At 47.2% G+C, this 17,273-nt stretch carries 14 protein-coding genes; 7 read left to right on the forward strand and 7 right to left on the reverse strand.

Annotated elements, in window-relative coordinates:
• Positions 1-75: 75 nt before the first annotated feature.
• Both ACWIP2_RS03430 and ACWIP2_RS03435 read right to left on the reverse strand, forming a co-directional pair.
• Positions 76-3,348, reverse strand: a complete 3,273-nt coding sequence (locus tag ACWIP2_RS03430; RefSeq protein ID WP_448518500.1) for a carboxypeptidase regulatory-like domain-containing protein — start codon at positions 3,346-3,348, stop codon at positions 76-78.
• Positions 3,349-3,622: 274 nt separating this feature from the next.
• Positions 3,623-5,152, reverse strand: coding sequence for an aldehyde dehydrogenase family protein (locus ACWIP2_RS03435; RefSeq protein ID WP_448518501.1), 1,530 nt, complete (start codon positions 5,150-5,152; stop codon positions 3,623-3,625).
• 137 nt (positions 5,153-5,289) lie between these two features.
• Between ACWIP2_RS03435 and ACWIP2_RS03440 the strand changes: the two genes are divergently transcribed.
• Both ACWIP2_RS03440 and ACWIP2_RS03445 read left to right on the forward strand, forming a co-directional pair.
• Complete coding sequence (locus ACWIP2_RS03440) at positions 5,290-6,210, forward strand: helix-turn-helix domain-containing protein (RefSeq protein WP_448518502.1); 921 nt, start codon at positions 5,290-5,292, stop codon at positions 6,208-6,210.
• 46 nt (positions 6,211-6,256) lie between these two features.
• On the forward strand, positions 6,257-6,637 hold the full coding sequence (locus tag ACWIP2_RS03445) for a hypothetical protein (protein WP_448518503.1): 381 nt from the start codon (positions 6,257-6,259) through the stop codon (positions 6,635-6,637).
• A gap of 533 nt (positions 6,638-7,170) precedes the next feature.
• Here the strand turns inward: ACWIP2_RS03445 and ACWIP2_RS03450 are convergent.
• Both ACWIP2_RS03450 and ACWIP2_RS03455 read right to left on the reverse strand, forming a co-directional pair.
• A complete protein-coding gene (locus ACWIP2_RS03450) occupies positions 7,171-8,538 on the reverse strand; it encodes a hypothetical protein (protein ID WP_448518504.1) in 1,368 nt (455 codons plus the stop codon).
• 14 nt (positions 8,539-8,552) lie between these two features.
• Complete coding sequence (locus tag ACWIP2_RS03455) at positions 8,553-8,927, reverse strand: hypothetical protein (protein ID WP_448518505.1); 375 nt, start codon at positions 8,925-8,927, stop codon at positions 8,553-8,555.
• 152 nt (positions 8,928-9,079) lie between these two features.
• Between ACWIP2_RS03455 and ACWIP2_RS03460 the strand changes: the two genes are divergently transcribed.
• Together ACWIP2_RS03460 and ACWIP2_RS03465 are read left to right on the forward strand one after the other, a co-directional pair.
• The gene (locus ACWIP2_RS03460; RefSeq protein ID WP_448518506.1) at positions 9,080-10,090 is read left to right on the forward strand and encodes a sensor histidine kinase; all 1,011 of its coding nucleotides are present in this window, start codon (positions 9,080-9,082) and stop codon (positions 10,088-10,090) included.
• Positions 10,090-10,776, forward strand: a complete 687-nt coding sequence (locus ACWIP2_RS03465; RefSeq protein ID WP_448518507.1) for a LytR/AlgR family response regulator transcription factor — start codon at positions 10,090-10,092, stop codon at positions 10,774-10,776. Before ACWIP2_RS03460 ends, ACWIP2_RS03465 begins: the two co-directional genes overlap by 1 nt.
• A 206-nt stretch (positions 10,777-10,982) precedes the next feature.
• Here the strand turns inward: ACWIP2_RS03465 and ACWIP2_RS03470 are convergent, their stop codons facing one another.
• Positions 10,983-13,181 (reverse strand): heavy metal translocating P-type ATPase, encoded by a 2,199-nt coding sequence (locus ACWIP2_RS03470; protein ID WP_448518508.1) that lies wholly within the window; start codon positions 13,179-13,181, stop codon positions 10,983-10,985.
• A gap of 36 nt (positions 13,182-13,217) precedes the next feature.
• Positions 13,218-13,550 (reverse strand): ArsR/SmtB family transcription factor, encoded by a 333-nt coding sequence (locus ACWIP2_RS03475; protein WP_448518509.1) that lies wholly within the window; start codon positions 13,548-13,550, stop codon positions 13,218-13,220.
• Positions 13,551-13,590: 40 nt separating this feature from the next.
• On the opposite strand from ACWIP2_RS03475, the gene ACWIP2_RS03480 reads away from it, so the two are divergent.
• Complete coding sequence (locus ACWIP2_RS03480; protein WP_448518510.1) at positions 13,591-14,232, forward strand: hypothetical protein; 642 nt, start codon at positions 13,591-13,593, stop codon at positions 14,230-14,232.
• Between the two features lie 162 nt (positions 14,233-14,394).
• The gene (locus ACWIP2_RS03485; RefSeq protein WP_448518511.1) at positions 14,395-14,817 is read left to right on the forward strand and encodes a c-type cytochrome; all 423 of its coding nucleotides are present in this window, start codon (positions 14,395-14,397) and stop codon (positions 14,815-14,817) included.
• A 379-nt stretch (positions 14,818-15,196) separates the two neighbouring features.
• Here the strand turns inward: ACWIP2_RS03485 and ACWIP2_RS03490 are convergent, their stop codons facing one another.
• Positions 15,197-15,907, reverse strand: coding sequence for an XRE family transcriptional regulator (locus ACWIP2_RS03490; RefSeq protein WP_448518512.1), 711 nt, complete (start codon positions 15,905-15,907; stop codon positions 15,197-15,199).
• Positions 15,908-16,118: 211 nt separating this feature from the next.
• Here ACWIP2_RS03490 and ACWIP2_RS03495 point away from each other — a divergent pair, with 211 nt between their 5' ends.
• Positions 16,119-17,258, forward strand: coding sequence for a hypothetical protein (locus ACWIP2_RS03495; protein ID WP_448518513.1), 1,140 nt, complete (start codon positions 16,119-16,121; stop codon positions 17,256-17,258).
• The last annotated feature ends 15 nt before the right edge of the window (positions 17,259-17,273 follow it).

The raw sequence follows: 17,273 nt of genomic DNA on the forward strand, positions 1-17,273 counted from the left end.
AGCGCTTTTGGGTTTGTTGATTTTTTGCAGCAGCGTGGTAACATTTACCACGCTGCTGTTTTTTTGGATATGAACTTAGAACCCGTAACGAATGCCTATCTGAATCTGGTAGGGCAGGTTAGAGAAAGCCGTCGCCTGACCAAATGCGCGATTGACATTATAGGCATACTGAATGCGTCCCTGTGCTTCTGCCAGAGGGTCTAAGCCCAGCGCTTGCAAAAGTACCTGGTTGCCGCCCGGTACAATTTTATTGCGCCCCCAGTCAGATTTCAGGAAGTTCAGGAAGTTAAAGCACTCGGCTATTACCTCCATATTCTGGCTGCCCAACCATTTGAACGTTTGCTTGTCTAAGGTATAGGACAGGCGCACGTCTAAATTATGTGCCATCGGGTTAAATATAGCATTCCTCGGAGCAAAATTTCCCAGATTATTGCGCAGCAGTTCCGCAGCAATGTTATCAGGATTATTGAGTACGGCTTCCATACCATCTGCCAGATTGCGCTCGAAAGGAGTCATATTAGGATTGGCGCGCACAACAGCAGGGTCAAACAGGAAGGCGCGTTTGTTGGTATTGATGAGTAAGCCTACGCCGTCGCCCGTGATGTCGCCAAATACGATAGGTGTCCACGGGTTACCCTGAATACCCACATAGCGGAAGCCAATTCGGAAGCCGTACATCTGCGGCGAAGTGCCAAACAGCACGATTTTATGACGGAAGTCAGTGCCAGAGTTGCCCCTGTTTTCATTCAGATTGCGCGGGTCGCCAATAATCTGTGTCAGCGCCGAAGTGCGGGCGATGCAGCAGTTGTAGGAGTTGTTGTCTTCTGTCTGGTTGTAAGTATAAGTAGCGTTGATGCTTCCGCCTTTGGGCAGCAGAAGCCCCGCTTCCAGAATAACGCCGCGCTGCCATACGTTAGACAAGCCGTTGAGTTCCAACACGCGCCCTAAGCGCGGGTCTTGATTGACATCGCGCGGATTGCCGATAGGATACGGAATAGCTCCCGGGCGGGCTGGGTTGGCGCGCGCTACTCGGTCTAATGGAGCAAATACGGGGCGGTTGCCTTCGTTAGCAAGCGTAAAGGCAGGGGCGCTGCGCAGATTCCTGTCCACATACACATAGTTGTTAATCGTGCGTCCGTAATAGGCATTAAATCCTACATAAACTTTGCTTGCAAAAAACTGGCGGAAAGATAGGTTGCCTTTCCATGTGGTAGGGGCTTGGAAACCGTCGCCGATTATGTTGATGTAGGGAACGCTCTGTCCGGCAAGTTCCGCACCCGGTATGCTGTTGAGGTCTTGACGGTAGCGGATGAAGTCCGGGGTTGGAACATTTGCTCCCGTTACCACAACATCGGTCAGTCGCGTGCCTGTTTGCTGCATGTTACTCAACTGTGCCCAGTGTACAATATTGGCTGCATAAGAGCCTGCGCCAAATTTCAGCACTGAGGTTTGGTCGCCTGCAAAGTCGTAGGTAATCTGCAAACGCGGTTGAATATTGTTCAGGTCGCGTGCGATAACGTTGGTGCGCTGCCCCAGCGTATTTTCCAGCAATGGATTGCGCTCAGGGCGCGTCAAAAACAAGGTAGCATCCCAGCGCAGCCCGCCTTGAATATTCAGCTTTGGCGTAGGGTTGTAGTCGGCCTGCGCATACAGCGCCACATCGGCAGAAGTCATTTTCAGGAAAGAAGCAAAGCCTCCTTGTGGATTGATAGGCGCTAAGCGCGTATAGCGGTTGGGTTGGCGATTGGCAAGCGCATCCAAACTTGGGAATTCAAACAAGCCGCCTTGTTCGTTCGTGTTGAGCGTATTGGTAAAAGTGATAATGTTGTCTGTTCCAAGGGTGAAGAAAACCCTGCCTTTTTGCCAGTACACATTATTGACCAATTGCAGCTGGCGCTCGCCTTGTTCTTCCGGCGCGATGCGATTGCCGCCAAATTGGAATACGCGCGATACCGTGCCTACGCCCTCAATTTGTGAAGTAACGTTGACCCAGCCGCGCGGGGCACGTGTATTGGGTTCAAAGTTGCGCTGTGCGGCCAGGTACTGCACTTTCAGGTCGTTGGTCAGGCGCGAGCTGAGTACGGAGCGCAACTGCGCCAAGCCCGAATAAGACCAAATGCGCGTATTGCCGTAGCTTTCGTAAATCATCGTAGGATCTACGCCCGAAGGGCCTACCGTCAGCGGCGCATATGCCCACAGTACGTTGTTGCGGAAAGTGAGGCGGTGTTTGTCGTTAATCTGCCAGTCTAAGCGGGCAAAAACGGTGCGGTTCACAGCTTCACGCGGGAAGAGTCCTGTTTGCTGCTGATTTCTATCTACGCCGTACTGGTCTTGTAAGATAGTGAGCAAGCGGTCTAAATTGGCGCGTGAAATCTGGGCGATGCGCTCGGTGGTATTGTCGCGCACGTCAATAATTGCCAGCGGCGGGTCGGTGCGGTCTTCAAAGTCAAAGGCCGCGAAAAAGTGCAGTTTGTCCTTAATGATTGCTCCGCCAAGCGAAGCGCCGTATTGCCGGATTTGAAAATCGCTGATGGGCTGGTTGAGAAAATTTTTATCGCGGGTTAGGTTACGGTTGCGGAGGTAGTAGAAAGCGCTGCCTGTCAGATTATTTGTACCACTTTTGGTGATTACATTGACCGAGCCGCCGCCTTGTCTGCCTTCCAGTACGTTGTAGCTGTTGTTGGTTACTTCGTATTCGCGGATGGCTTCCATCGAAACGGTAATGGAAGAAATCAAGCCGCCGTTCATCATGTAGCGTTGGTTGCCGCCGTCTAATGTAATTGCCGTTGAGCTTTCGCGCTGCCCACCGATGGCAAAGGTAGCTCCGGAACCTACTACCGGACTAAGGTTTGCCAAATCCTGAAAACTGCGTCCGTTGGTAGGCATGTGTTTGATTTCCTGCACGCCGAGGCGGGTTGCTGCGCCCAGCGGCGATACCCGCGCAATGTTGTCTTCTGAGGCTGTTACCTCTACGGTCTGAAGCTCAGATGCTTTTTCTTCCAGCTCAAAATCAACGCGCAGCTGTTCGCCTACGCGCAGGATATAGCCTGTTTTCTGAAGCGTTCCATAGCCTACAAACTGTGCGGTAACGGTATAAGGGCCACCCAAGGGTAGCTGGTTGATAACAAAGCGACCTTCGGCATTGGTAACAGTACCCGTGGTAAAGCCTGTGGCTTCGTTTTTAACGGATACGTTAGCGCCGGGCAGCGCTTCGTTGCTCTTGGAGCGAATAGAACCCAGAATGGATGTGTTGGATTGTGCAAAAAGATAACCGTTGCAAAGCAGGGTACACAGTAGCAGAACTGCGCTTTGCAGGGGTTTAAAGCGGTAGTGTAAATGATGTTTCATGGCGCGTTTAGGTAAATGCGCCGCAAGGTATGATGTTGTTATTTTTTTACATATGTGCCAAAGTAAAGTTGATTATTTTTTAACATTGCAAGCTTTGGGATGCTTTTTTGGCGCATTAAGATTAAATAATGGAAAATTTTATTGGTAGGTTGTGTTAAATATGTAGGACAATCGGCTGAACCATTAAGTTTTAGCAATAGTTGGCCAAAAAAAAACCACCCCGAAAATTCAGGGTGGCTGCTAACAAACAACTCACACAGTAGGCAGTAAACGACTAAAAGAAACCGAGTTTATTTTTGTCGTAGCTGATGAGCATGTTCTTGTTTTGGCGGTAGTGGTTCAGCATCATTTTATGTGTTTCTCTGCCGAAGCCGGATTTCTTATAGCCGCCAAACGGTGCGTGCGCAGGGTAAGCGTGGTAACAGTTCACCCATACGCGCCCCGCCTGAATGGCACGCGGCACTTGGTACATTTCGTGTGCATCGCGCGTCCAAACGCCAGCGCCAAGTCCGTACAGAGTTTCATTGGCAATTTGGATGGCTTCTTCGGTGGTTTTGAAGGTAGTTGCCGAAGTAACAGGGCCAAAGATTTCTTCCTGGAATACGCGCATTTTGTTGTTGCCAAGGAAAATGGTCGGCTCGATGTAATAACCGTTTTCCAAGCCGCTGTTTATTTGTAGGGGCGCTCCTCCACAAAGTACTTTTGCCCCCTCTTCTACACCGATGCTAAGGTAGTTTTTAATTTTTTCGTATTGGTCGTTGCTGGCTTGCGCGCCCATCATGGTTTCAGGGTCGAGCGGATGACCAACTTTGATTTTCTTTACGCGCTCTACCACGCGCTCTAAGAATGCATCGGCAATGCTTTCGTGTACCAGAATCCGCGAAGGACAAGTGCAAACTTCGCCTTGATTGAGGGCAAACATAGTAGCGCCTTCCAGACATTTATCGAAAAACTCGTCGTCTGCCTCCATAACGCTTGGGAAGAAAATATTAGGCGACTTGCCGCCCAGTTCCATCGTAACGGGAATAATATTTTCTGAAGCGTATTGCAAAATGAGGCGGCCTGTAGTGGTTTCACCTGTAAAGGCAACTTTAGCTACACGCGGCGAGCTTGCCAGTGGCTTGCCTGCTTCCAGACCAAAACCTGTAACAACATTGATTACTCCCGGAGGGACAACATCCTGAATCAATTCCATGAGGCACATAATGCCTGTTGGTGTTTGCTCGGCAGGTTTTACAACTACGGTACAGCCTGCGGCCAGTGCCGGTGCAATCTTCCATGCGGCCATCAAAATAGGGAAATTCCAAGGAATAATTTGACCTACAACGCCGATGGGTTCTTGAATATTGATCGAAACAGTGTGTTCGTCTAATTCGGCAATGCTGCCTTCATCGGCGCGAATAACGCCTGCAAAGTAGCGGAAGTGATCAATCGCCAGCGGAAGATCGGCGGCACGTGTTTCGCGGATCGGCTTACCATTATCTACCGTTTCTACACGCGCTAAGTATTCCAGATTGTCTTCCATAATCTGCGCAATCTTCAGCAACATATTGCTGCGGAAAGTTGCCGAAGTGCGTGAAAACGCAGGAAAAGCAGCATGAGCAGCATCTAATGCGCGTTCTATGTCCTCTTTATTACCACGTGCGGCTTGGGTAAATACTTTGCCATCAATCGGTGAAATATTGTCAAAATATTCACCACTTGCAGGTGGTACAAATTTGCCGCCAATGAAGTGATCGTAACGGGCTTTGAAGGTTGGCCGCTCCAAAATGCGGCTCGGAGTTTCTGCAATTGTTGTTTCCATTTTCTTTTACTGTTTTTATTACCAATCTCAAAAGAAATCAATAACTTAGGGTTGTACTTGCACGATTGTCTCAATTGATAGCACAATCGTATCAACTGTTTTACCGCTAAACGGCACATACAAAACGACACTTCTCTATGGCTCAACATGTTTTTATTCCTCCTGCGCTTCCTTTCTCTCGCGAAGCGTCTTTGAATAGGCTGGTGGAACACCGCCGCGCCTTCACAATGGATACGATGGAATTGAATGTGTATGAAACGCATGCCCGTGCCGAGCGCTTCCCGCTGCGATTTGATGATCTGGTGATTACTTCTATGCTCAAGGGGAAAAAGGTAATGCACCTGTTCAACAATCCGGGCTTTGATTACCTGCCTGGCGAGTCGGTGATTGTTCCCCCGGGCGAAATCATGGAAATTGACTTTCCTGAGGCATCAGTACAAAGCCCTTCGCAATGCATTGCACTGGTGATTTCTGCCGAGCGGGTGCGGCGCATCACCGACCTGCTCAACGAGCGCTTCCCTAAGTCGGAAGAAGGGGACTGCTGGCAGCTTTCCATGCAAGACTATCACCTGACCAACAATCGCCCAATTGCCGAAAATATCAGCAAACTGATGCAGGTAGCCACAGAAAATCACCCAGTAAAAGATCTGATCGCAAACCTGACGCTGGAAGAATTATTGATTCGCCTAATGCAAACGCAGGCGCGAAAACTGTTGCTGATGCCTTGCTCGTCTAAAATCAGCAATCATCGGATGGCTTTTGTGGCAGATTATATCCGTAAAAATTTGCACCGGCAATTTAATATAGACAAGTTGGCAGATATGGCTTGTATGAGCCGTGCCGCGTTTTTCCGTGCTTTTAAGCGAGAGTTTGGACTGACCCCTGTCGAGTTTATCCAATACCAGCGCATCGAACTGGCAAAGCGCCTGCTCTGCGACCGCAGACGGAGCGTTACAGAAGTCTGTTACCAAACGGGATTCCGAAGCCTGAACTTCTTTATTCATGTTTTCAAACGCCTGACGGGCAAGTCGCCGCGCGAATACCAAGACAATAGGTAGCGTTTTTTATGTATAATTTCGCTTCAAAATAATCCTGAGTTAAGCTATGAAACATATGCTGACAGCCATTCTTTCGGTTCTTTTGCTTTCCTCATCGCAAAAGCAATGTGATAAAAGCGCCATGCGGCCATCTGATGATGAGGGCTGCCAACTCAACGCTACTTTTCGCTACAACATGTGCGGCGTAGGGCTTTGGGGAGCGATGGTACTGGAACTGGAAAATGGCGAAGTAGTACAACCCTGGTACAGCGAAGATGAGAACATCCGCAATTTTAAGCCGCAAAAAGACCAACAGGTGCGCGTAACCCTCACCGAAGTACCGCGCGACGATCGGTACGCCAATGTGGTTACTTGTATGGCAATAGGCGAGTATCAAGACCGTATCAAGCGTTATGTCCGTGTAGATTGCCTCCGCGCTGCTCATTGAATTTTTAGCAAAATCTACCTCTGATTATTGTATGACTGATATTTTTACATTCAGGGAGCCGGAAATCACGTTTGATGAGAACTATATCCGCATTTTTGATGATGCTGCCAAACAGCAGTATATCTGGATATTTAACGGAGTAATAATACTAATGCTTAAAATGAATCACCTACCATGCTGTTTTTATTCCGTAGGGATTACATATTGGTAGCATTGAAATCATCCCTGCTCCTCAGGAGCTATATATGATATCAATTGGTGAAACTTTTCATGGAGCAAAGGAAGAAGTTAGGATACGAGGCTGTCTAAAAAGGCTGAATGTAGCACAGATTTCAGCCGGTAGCTATTTGATTATCAGAGAGCAATTGTTATACTACCGATATTAAACCCCTCTGGGATGATTGATCCATCATGCAATTCATAATGGTTATGATATGACAAACGCCGCCTCACCGGGCGGCATCGTCAGCGACAAACATATTTTAAAGGATAAGAACAAATTAACTTTTCAAATCTGATAGTTTTTTAACCAACTAATTGCGCACCAATAGATTCACGCCCGCGTTCACGCTCAAATTAGGCTCTAAAAACACATCGCCCATGAGCCAGCCGGCGGTTTTGCCTTGCAGTTCTATGTAAGGGCAAAACGTTTTCCCATTGGCGCGGACTTTTACCCTCAACATGCCGCCCAGCTCGCCGCTTTTTTCGGTGAAAGATAGATTTTTGGGTTGCAACCAAAGCGCCGCCGATGGGCTAAGGGCTATTTTATTATTCCAAAGTTTGTAATCCACCACGCCCGCCTCTAAGCCGGGGAAATAGGAATCTTTGTTAAAATAGCTGTGAACCACGGCAAAAGCGTTGATTTTGGGCGATTGATACCAAAGGTCTATCATAAAATCGTTTCCGTAGGGGATAGCGATGCTTCTAAGGGCAAAGTTGCCGTAGTGGTCGCCCTCGGCGCTTGATTTGAGCCGAATTCGCTCTATTCCAAAAAGCGTAGGGGAAACAAAGTTTATCCATTGCCAAGCGCCTTGCTTCCTAATGAAATCCCGCTCTTCTTGCGTCAAATCGGCTTGCCTAATGTAGCGATTGACGCCTACGCCCGAAGGGTGAATGCCTCTGGCGCTATAAGGCAGGTTGGGGCGAAACAGCGAATATGCCCAAGCCGTGTAATCCGGTCCGGTAAAATCGCGATTGGCAATGTCGCTCCCTTCTTCTTGACTAAGTTTATCATTGATTTCGTCAATATCGGGGCGAGCGCAGGCTCTGAGGTATTCTCCTACACCAAAAGTAAGAATCCAATATAGGGGTATGTTAGGCATCTTTTGTTTGTAGAAAAAATCATTTCTTTGCAAAGTTTGAATCAGGTGCAACTCGCTTTCGCCGCCTGCGGTTTGCAATCTGCGCCAATCGTTTTGGTGATTGTCGTGCATCCGTCTCAAATCCTCATCGGTAATGCGGTAAACTTTGATGGCAGATTTTCCAAAAGGGAAAGTATTTACCTCGTTGGCGCTATTTACTTCGCGACGCGTCAGCACGGCTCGGTGATATTCCTCGTGCAACCACGCATGACCAAAAGGCACGTAAGCGCTTAATAAATCTACAGCAGTTACGCCCCCATAGGTCAATAAATTTCGCAAAAAATTGTTGTTTACCTTTCTAAAAAGGCGCTTGATGTCGTGGTGTACGATGTTGTAAAAATTGGTACTCATCTGCAAACTTTGCTTCATGCTCGGGTTAGCATAGCCTGCAAAGAAATTGCCCGTAGTGCGAGAAGCATAACTCTGATGCGGAAAATCCAACACAGGCAAATCTAACAATAATTGCACCGTATCGCCTGAACTCTGAGCATAGCTCAAACGAAATGAAAATAAAATTACCAAAAAAAGACAAACTCTCATATTCTTTTGAAGCTTTAATTGGTTTTTTTGGATAGAATGTAGCGTGTGAAAATGATGCCTTCTTGCGCTTGCTGTCCGTTGCGTATGGCGGAACTGACATGTTCTAATTGCCAACCTTGACTGAGGTATTCGTTGATTTTATCAACAACAGTTTTGTCGTTTCTTTTGATATTTTTTTCGCTGATAAAACCTCCGAAAGAAAATAATCCTCTCATTTCCACTTCTTGCTGGTTGCCTTCAGGGAAGGTGATAAACATCTTAGAGTTGGCTCCTGAAAGGAAATCCGAATATTCAATAGTGGTTATAATCATCACTTGCTTGTTTTGCGCCTGCGCTTGAAGACCCGCCCCAAGCAGCAGAACCAATAGAACAAATCTTAATAACTTCATGGTCTTACAAGTTTTAGTTTGTTCAAATTTACCTGCAAAGCCGCCGTATGCCTAAAAATTGTGATGAAACCGTCTTTTTCAGGGATAAACAAGCATTTTTAGAAGTAAATTCTTTGAAAATAATCGCTTAATTTGGTAAAAAATTTTCATACGTGAGAAAACGGAAAGTATTGCTTCATGCGGCGTTTTGGCTGATTTATCTGCTCCCCGACTTGCTCAACGGGCTTATCAACTTTGGCAAGCAGTCGTTTGCAGGCTATCAGTTTATTCTACTGGCGTTTTCGGCGAGCGTTTTTTACTTGCTGACGGAAGCTATTTTACCTTTTTGCTTAAAAAAAGATCAAAAATATAAGCATGTATGGTTGCTTATGTTTGCTTTTTGGATAGTAGCAAGTTACGGTAACATGGAATTGGAAAATTTTATAGCTAATATTTACGATTTAGACGCTCAACCTTCCGATTTTATTAACTATTTAGTAGGTATGTTTTGGTTTATGCTGATTGCAGCGGGCATTTCGTTAGGACAATACTGGTATGAAAAACAGCTTCAAGCAAAAGACGTAGAAAATTTGGTCATAAAAGCTGAATTAGCAAACTTGCGCTACCGCGTCAGTCCGCATTTTTTGTTTAATACGCTCAATAATTTGTATGCGCTTACGCTTGCCAAGTCGGATAAAGCGCCGCAAGTGGTTTTGCAACTCTCGCAATTGATGCGCTACATGTTGCAAGACGACCCTGAAAAGGTTTATCTCAAACAGGAAATTGATTATTTAAAAAGCTATTTGGAACTTGAAAAAATCCGCTTGGGCGACGCTGCTACTATTTCTATGAACATCTCAGGGGAAATTAAGGACCAAAAAATTCCGCCGATGACTTTGCTTCCTTTTGTAGAAAACAGTTTCAAACACGGGCTAAACCGCTCTGTCGCCGGCGGCTATGTTATTATAGAAATTCAGGTTACGGACGAAGAGTTGTTTTTTTACATAGAAAACAGCTTTGCCGAGCCTATCGCCTTGCCTTCGCCTGCCGGCAAAACAGGCATAGGATTGAAAAATCTTTACAGAAGATTGGAACTGCTCTACGGAAAAGAGCGATTTAATTTGGAAGTAGATAAACAAACCGATAAGTATTGCGTTAATTTTTACTTAAATTTTCAAGAATGATGAAATGTTTGATTGTAGATGACGAGCCTTTGGCTTGCGATGTTTTAGAAAATTATATTGGTCAACTGGAAGGTCTTAGCCTTGCAGGCAGATGCGCAAACGCTTGGCAGGCGATTAGCGCGCTGCAAACGCACAAGGTAGATTTGATGTTTTTAGACGTACAAATGCCTCAACTCACAGGAATAGACATGCTTCGTGCAATTAAAAATCCGCCGCAAGTAATCTTAACCACCGCTTTTAGCGCTTATGCCCTTGATGCGTTTGACTTAGACGTAGCAGACTACTTGCTCAAACCTTTTTCTTTTGAACGTTTTGCGCGCGCGATAGCCAAAGCTCGCAAGTCTTTTCATGAAAATGAAGAAAAGACAACTTTGCCTCACTATCTTTTTTTCAAAGCTGATAAGAAACTTCATAAAATAGCCTTGAATGAAATAATTTTAGTGGAAGCGCTGAGCAACTATTTAAAAATTTATACCATTCAAGCTGCTTTAATGGTTCGCGAAACGATGAGCAAAATGGAAACTTTGCTTCCCAAGCCAAATTTTGCGCGCGTGCATAAGTCCTTTATTGTCGCCATAGACCATATTGAGTATATAGAGGGCAACCTGATTTTTTTGACAAAAAAATATCAAGCGCCTATTGGCGAAAGTTATAAGGAGACGTTTTTAAGGCATATTCAGCGTTGAATTAGGCAAAAAAGCGATAAAATCAATGTTGTTTTAAGCTATTTTTATTTAATACATATATCGTTTACAATATAACAATTTTATGCTGAATTATGGCTGGGGGCGCGTCGCCTGCTCGAAACAATGCCATACAACGCGCCAATGATTCGCGGTTTTTTTCATATAGAAATCCTGTTTTTAAAATAATTGCATATCTCTTCGGTCAATCACCCCCACTTCAACCGCAAACTGTTGCCGACTACGCTCACGCTGCTAAGCGCCATTGCCGCGCCTGCCAGCATGGGGTTGAGCATGAAGCCTGTGAAAGGATAAAGCAGCCCGGCAGCCACCGGAATACCGATGATGTTGTAAATAAATGCCCAGAATAAGTTTTGACGAATAGCAGCCGCTGTGCGCTGCGAAAGGTGAACGGCTTCGGGAATTTTCCGCAAGTCGTTGTGCATGAGGGTTATAGCTGCGGCGTCTATGGCAATATCTGCGCCGCGCGCCATAGCTATGCCCACATCTGCGCGGGCAAGGGCGGCGCTGTCGTTGATGCCGTCGCCTGCCATACCTACCACATAACCTTGCGCTTGCAGGGCTGCAATGTAATCGGCTTTTTGATGGGGCAGCGCCTCAGCCTGAAAGTGTCGGATACCCAGTTCCTGTGCGATTGCCTGCGCCGTTGCGCGGTTGTCGCCTGTGAGCATATGGACGGCAACGCCCATTACTGTCAGTTGCCGCACGGCTTCGGCGGCTTCGGATTTGGGCAAATCCTGCAAGGCAAATGTGGCTAGCAAGCGGCTGTTATCGGCAAAAAACACCTGCGTTTGCGCTGCCTGTGCGGTTGTCAGCGCGTCGTCGGGAAGGACGATGCCCGCCTCCTGTATCAGTTGCGCATTGCCGACGTGGTAAGTCGCGCCGCTGATGGTAGCGCGGATGCCTTTGCCGCCGATGCTTTCAAAAGCGCCTGAAATAGTAGCTGCTGCAATGCCTTGTTCTGCCAAATGGTGTACAATTGCTTCGGCAAGCGGGTGTTGGGTTTGCTGCTCAATAGCTGCCAGCAGAGCCGCCTGTTGCTGTTGTTCAGCTGCATCTGTAAACCATTGATAATGAATTACTTTTGGTTTGCCTTGTGTCAATGTGCCGGTTTTATCTACCACCAGTACGTCCATTTTTTTGGCAATTTCAAGGCTTGCTGCATCTTTGATGAGAATGCCTTTTTCCGCGCCCTTGCCAATGCCGACCATAATTGCCGTAGGCGTTGCCAGTCCCAAAGCACAAGGGCATGCAATCACTAGCACGGTGATAGCGGCAAATAAGCCCTGCATAGGTTCGCCGAAGGCATACCATACCGCAAAAGTCAGCAGCGAAATAGCGATAACGGCAGGCACAAACACCGCTGCAATGCGGTCAGCCAATTGTTGAATAGGCGCTTTGCTGCCTTGCGCTTCTTGCACTTTTTGGATGATTTGCGATAGCAGCGTGCGGCTGCCAACCTGTGTGGCTTCCATCACAAAGGGGTGGTTGCCGTTGAGCGTACCTGCCCAAACCGTATCGCCGACTTGTTTGAAAACAGGCAACGGTTCGCCTGTCATACTGCTTTCGTCAATAAATATTTCACCCTCGATAATTTTTCCGTCCACAGGCGCTTTTTCGCCTGCCTTTACTTGTATTTTATCGCCTGTTTGGATGTCGCTGATGCGCACCGTTTCGGGAAATCCGTATTCGTTGAGGCGCGTGGCAACCTTTGCCTGCATCCCCATCAGCTTTTTCAGGGCAGAAGCCGTGCCGCGTTTGGCTTTTTCTTCTAACCATTTGCCTAACAGAATGAAGGCAATGACGACGGCGGCGGCTTCAAAGTAAACGTGTGCGTGCAATCCGCGCTCGTGCCAGTAGTGCGGCAGCAGCGTATTGAAAACGCTCATCCCGTAGGCAACGCCCGTACTGAGCGCCACCAATGTATCCATATTGGCGGTGCGGTGCTGCAACTGTTTCCACGCCGAAACAAAAAAGCGCCTGCCCGGCAGCAACATCACGGGCGTAGTCAGCAGCCACATAATTTCGTTGGTATAGGGCATATCCATCGCCAGCATCCCAATCAGCGCTACGGGCAAAGCCAGCCCAATAGCCAGCGCTACCTGCCGCTGCAATGCCTGAAAATCAGCCTGTTGTTGGGTTTCCAGTGCGGCGAGGGCTTCTTCGCTTTCGTCAATCACCAAGTCAAAACCGACAGATTGCAGGGCTTTCTGCAAGCCGATGCTGTCAATTTTTTCAGGGTCAAACTCAATCGCGGCCGAAGCGTTGGCAAAATTGACCGCTGCCGCTACCACGCCTTCCTGTGCCTGCAAAATACTTTCGGCGCTTGCCGCACACGAAGCGCAGGACATGTGCAGCACGGGGTATGTTTTTTTGACGGTTGTCATGGTTCTGTATCGTACCCTAAGGGTTGTGTTACATTTTTAACAACAGTTGGATTTTTGCGTGTGCAGCCGCTCGGTGATTTGTTGCAGAAAGGCTTGCAATTCGTGCAGGCTTTCCTCTTGCAAGCGGTAACAGACCGAAGCGCCCGCTACCGTCCCCTGAATGATGCCTGCGTTTTTAAGTTCTCTGAGGTGTTGGGAAATGGTCGGTTGTGCCAGCGGCAACTCGTTGACCAAGTCGTTGCAAATGCAAGATTGGGCTTTGAGCAAATGTTCCACAATAGCTACCCGCGCCGGATGCGCCAGCGCTTTGAGCAGAGAAGCCACCCTGTTTTGCCGCTCGGTAAACTGTTCTGTTTTGGTTGCGCCCATAACTCAATCTATTGTTATATTGCAATATTACGATTAACAAATGAATAAAGCAAATGGCGGCTTTTCTGTAAAATCTGCATCCCGATGCTGCCGCAGTTTTTTGGTTAATTTAAAATACAATTACCCATCAAAAATAAACCTATTTCATTGTATTTTTATCATTATATTTAGTATAAAGATTTTTATTTGTATATTGCATCCTATCATTTCAAGATTTATCAAGATGAAGTATATAAAAAACACCTACATTCTATTTGTTGCTATTTTATTGGTGAGTTGTGGAGGTTCTGCAACAACAGAGTCAGGCTCTGAACGCAATCAAGAGTCTATTATAGTTGAAAAGCCAAAACCTGATGAAGTAGTCTTAAAGGATTTTTCTAAGGAAGATGTGGCAAGATATGCGATTGCTGCAATTATGGGAAGACCGCCTAAAACTATGTTTGTGCGATTTGAGGATGACATATACTACGTATCTTATGTCAGAAAAGATGATGGTAAAAAGTTTGAATATAAGATTAAGATGAAAGGGCATAGAATTATTTGGGGAGACATCTATGGTCGTTGGCGCGAATTAAAAGAGGATGAAAAAATTTACTTCGAAGAAATTGAAGGAAAATTAAAAATTACAGAAAGATTTAGTGATGGCTCAGTTAATGTCAAGGAATATAACAAAGGGGAGTAACCTTCAGTTGGTTGTACAGAAGTAAATCTCGCATGACAATACTATTTGCTTATCGCAGAGACTTACGAAATGCTTATTGAGTAAGGAAATATATGTTCATAAAGGCTATCTACTTTTGGTTAGCTTTTTGTGTTAATTTAGTGTGTAAACACGTAATTCCCCATGAAAAAACTACTCCTTTTTGCTGCGTTTTCCGCTATTGGCTTAAGCCTGTTTTCGTTCACCCTTTTGCAGGATGATGCGATGAAGCAAAGCATGAAACGCGGAGAATCTGTCTATGCGATTAATTGTGCAAACTGTCATATGAGCGAAGGCGAAGGCATTCCCGGCGTATTTCCGCCGCTTGCCAAGTCGGATTATCTGATGAAAGACCAACGCCGCGCCATCCGTCAAATTATCCATGGCGCTAAGGGCGAAATGATCGTTAATGGCGTGAAATACAACAACGAAATGCCCGCGCAAAATCACCTGACCGACCAAGAAATTGCCGATGTGTTGAACTATATCCAAAATTCATGGGGCAATAAACAACCGAAAATGGTTACGGCCGCACAGGTAAAACCCGAGCGCACTAAAAAGCAATAATTTAATTGACAGGCAGGAGGCGGAGGCTACAGTTGCATGATGTTGCCTGCCTCCCGAATGCCTATTAGATAAGCATCGTGTACAGTTGCGCGGCAGTCTGCGCTGGTGCTGTATGATCTCCCCTGTTACCTCCTCATCTGACACGGCTTCAGTGGCAGTTGCATAGTTTCCCAAAGCAAAAGTCATTAGCGCAGGTGTTTGGCTGAACTTGAGCAGGTTGAGAAAGTAGTTGAACTTGCTTTTGATGTTGGAAGTATAGCCGATGTGTTGCAGTCTGGTGTCCCGGAAAGGACGTTCCCATACCAATAAAATTTATTGATATTGCCCATCGGTTATCAGGTGGATCACACATCGAAAATAGGCAACGCTGCTCATTTGGCTACGCAACGGCACGCAACGCAGCGGGCGGTTCCAGATAGCCGGAAAGCCTCCAGCAAACCTGCCAAACCTGCCTGATTTGTTCGTGCGAGAGTTGAAAAGGCGCATGTTCGGGGTTATCGCTCAGGCAGATAATGTAGCCCTTGTGCGGTAAGCGATTTTCTATCCGCTTGACCTGCAAGCCATTGTCTTCGCTTTCTACCAGACAAACCTCTTGCTGCGGCAGCTCGTGCCAGCGGCTCGGTTCAATTTCCTTGCAAATGATAATGTCGCCGTGTTGCAGCGTAGGGGACATACTGTCGCCGCGAACCGTTACGGCAACATGTCTGCCTCCGCGCACCAAATGGTGTGGTAGATGAATCATTTCCTCCGAAGCGATGTACGGGCTTTCGGGCAGATAGCCACCCTTTCCGTTGGCAGCAGCTTTTACATCCAGCAGCGGGACCTTGCGCATTGCGGTTTCTGTGCGTTCTCCTGTAGGCTGCTTGAGCATATTGCCCTGCCCGCTGATCAGCCACTCGATCTGTACCTGTGGGTAGGTGGTGCAGATCTTGTGCAGCATGTCGAATCCGGGTTTGCTCTGTTGCTTGCCGTTCGTGTAATTATTAATAACAGCGGGGCTAACCCCCAGTGATTCAGCAAATCGCTTTTCACTCCCTCCGCAGTAGTAGTCTATCAGCAGGGTAATGCGTTGTCCGACGGTTGTCTCCATAAGCGTTCAATAATTAAATAAAATATTTTTCAATAACTATTGATTGTTTCCAGAAAAGTGTTTTATCTTTGTTCAATAATTAATGCAAACATAAACAATGAAATTCAATAAGTAAATATTGCAGGCAAGAAAATTTCTGATTTGCAGCCCTTTACCTCAACCGTTGCCCCGTAACTGATTCATTTATTACTATAATTATTGAACACAAGCCATGAACGAGCTTTATGTAAAACTCAGAAGAAACCTCGGACTCTCGCTAATCCTGCTGATTGGTTTGGGAGTTGAGTTCAGCAATTTCCAAAGCATGTTCGTTAAGTTCATGCTACAGTATCGCCCCGACTGGGGAGCTTTCAACCACATTCCGGCGATATTCCTGAGCGCCTTTTTGCTGCTTTGCATCGTCATTTTCGGGATTCGCCGCCAAGTGGCGCTGTCCTGGTTCCTTGCGCTGCTGACCTGCGTGATTTCGTTTGCCGTGTACAGCCGCATGAACCTGAGCTGGAATTGGGATGAGATGAACGAAATCCACTTCGTTATTCTGATTTTGTCGGGGATGTTGCCGCTGCTGGTGGCATACAGCACCCACCAGATCACGCACGACAACGAAGCGACCTTCGACGAGATGGACGAGTACGAGCGCCGCTACAGAAGACCCCGTCAGCAAGGGGAGGGAGGTTACAACAACCCGCCGCGCTATCAGGTACAAGAGCGCTATCCGCAAAACAACTATGCGCAGCACCATGCTCCGCAGGCTAAAGTGCAGCCCCAGCGCGACGTACCCAAGGGAAAATACGGTATCGGCGAAGTAGATGAGTTCCGCCGCGAGCCTGTACAGCACACCATGTATCGCCAGCCCGAGCATTACGCGCCGCCAGCCTACGAACCGAGCTATGAGCAACTGCAGCCGCAGCCAGAATATCGCCCGCCGTACACGCCGCCGATCCGTCCTGAAGACGAAGAGCATTCTGCTAAGTACGCAACGCTGAAGCCTACCCCCCGCGTAGTGCGTCCGCAGGTGCAGCCCGAAGAAAAGCAAGCCGCCGTGCAGTTTGCCGAACGCCGCGAGGTATTGCTCAAGGTAGAAAAACCCTGCGAAGAGGCAACCGACCGCAAACCCGCAAGCGTAAAGCCTGCCAAATCAGCCGAAGGGCATCTGATTACCTGCCAGCACTGCGGCAAGCAAAGCATGAAGAAAAGCAAGGCAGCCAAGTACTGCTCCGAAGAGTGCCGCAACGAGGCTAATCGCAACAAAGCAAGCGCTACCAATACCAGTGCGACGGGTATTGCGCTGGAAATAAAGCGCGACGACTACGACTCCAAAGGTATCATGGAGTGGATCAATGTAGGCTGAAAAGCCCACTTTGAA

Source organism: Rhodoflexus sp., from assembly GCF_053489755.1.

Bases quoted from the DNA above. Each gene is read 5' to 3' on its own strand.
- ACWIP2_RS03430 (WP_448518500.1), bottom strand. From the start codon at position 3,348: ATGAAACATCATTTACACTACCGCTTTAAACCCCTGCAAAGCGCAGTT.
- ACWIP2_RS03435 (WP_448518501.1), bottom strand. From the start codon at position 5,152: ATGGAAACAACAATTGCAGAAACTCCGAGCCGCATTTTGGAGCGGCCA.
- ACWIP2_RS03440 (WP_448518502.1), top strand. From the start codon at position 5,290: ATGGCTCAACATGTTTTTATTCCTCCTGCGCTTCCTTTCTCTCGCGAA.
- ACWIP2_RS03445 (WP_448518503.1), top strand. From the start codon at position 6,257: ATGAAACATATGCTGACAGCCATTCTTTCGGTTCTTTTGCTTTCCTCA.
- ACWIP2_RS03450 (WP_448518504.1), bottom strand. From the start codon at position 8,538: ATGAGAGTTTGTCTTTTTTTGGTAATTTTATTTTCATTTCGTTTGAGC.
- ACWIP2_RS03455 (WP_448518505.1), bottom strand. From the start codon at position 8,927: ATGAAGTTATTAAGATTTGTTCTATTGGTTCTGCTGCTTGGGGCGGGT.
- ACWIP2_RS03465 (WP_448518507.1), top strand. From the start codon at position 10,090: ATGAAATGTTTGATTGTAGATGACGAGCCTTTGGCTTGCGATGTTTTA.
- ACWIP2_RS03470 (WP_448518508.1), bottom strand. From the start codon at position 13,181: ATGACAACCGTCAAAAAAACATACCCCGTGCTGCACATGTCCTGCGCT.
- ACWIP2_RS03475 (WP_448518509.1), bottom strand. From the start codon at position 13,550: ATGGGCGCAACCAAAACAGAACAGTTTACCGAGCGGCAAAACAGGGTG.
- ACWIP2_RS03480 (WP_448518510.1), top strand. From the start codon at position 13,591: ATGAATAAAGCAAATGGCGGCTTTTCTGTAAAATCTGCATCCCGATGC.
- ACWIP2_RS03485 (WP_448518511.1), top strand. From the start codon at position 14,395: ATGAAAAAACTACTCCTTTTTGCTGCGTTTTCCGCTATTGGCTTAAGC.
- ACWIP2_RS03490 (WP_448518512.1), bottom strand. From the start codon at position 15,907: ATGGAGACAACCGTCGGACAACGCATTACCCTGCTGATAGACTACTAC.
- ACWIP2_RS03495 (WP_448518513.1), top strand. From the start codon at position 16,119: ATGAACGAGCTTTATGTAAAACTCAGAAGAAACCTCGGACTCTCGCTA.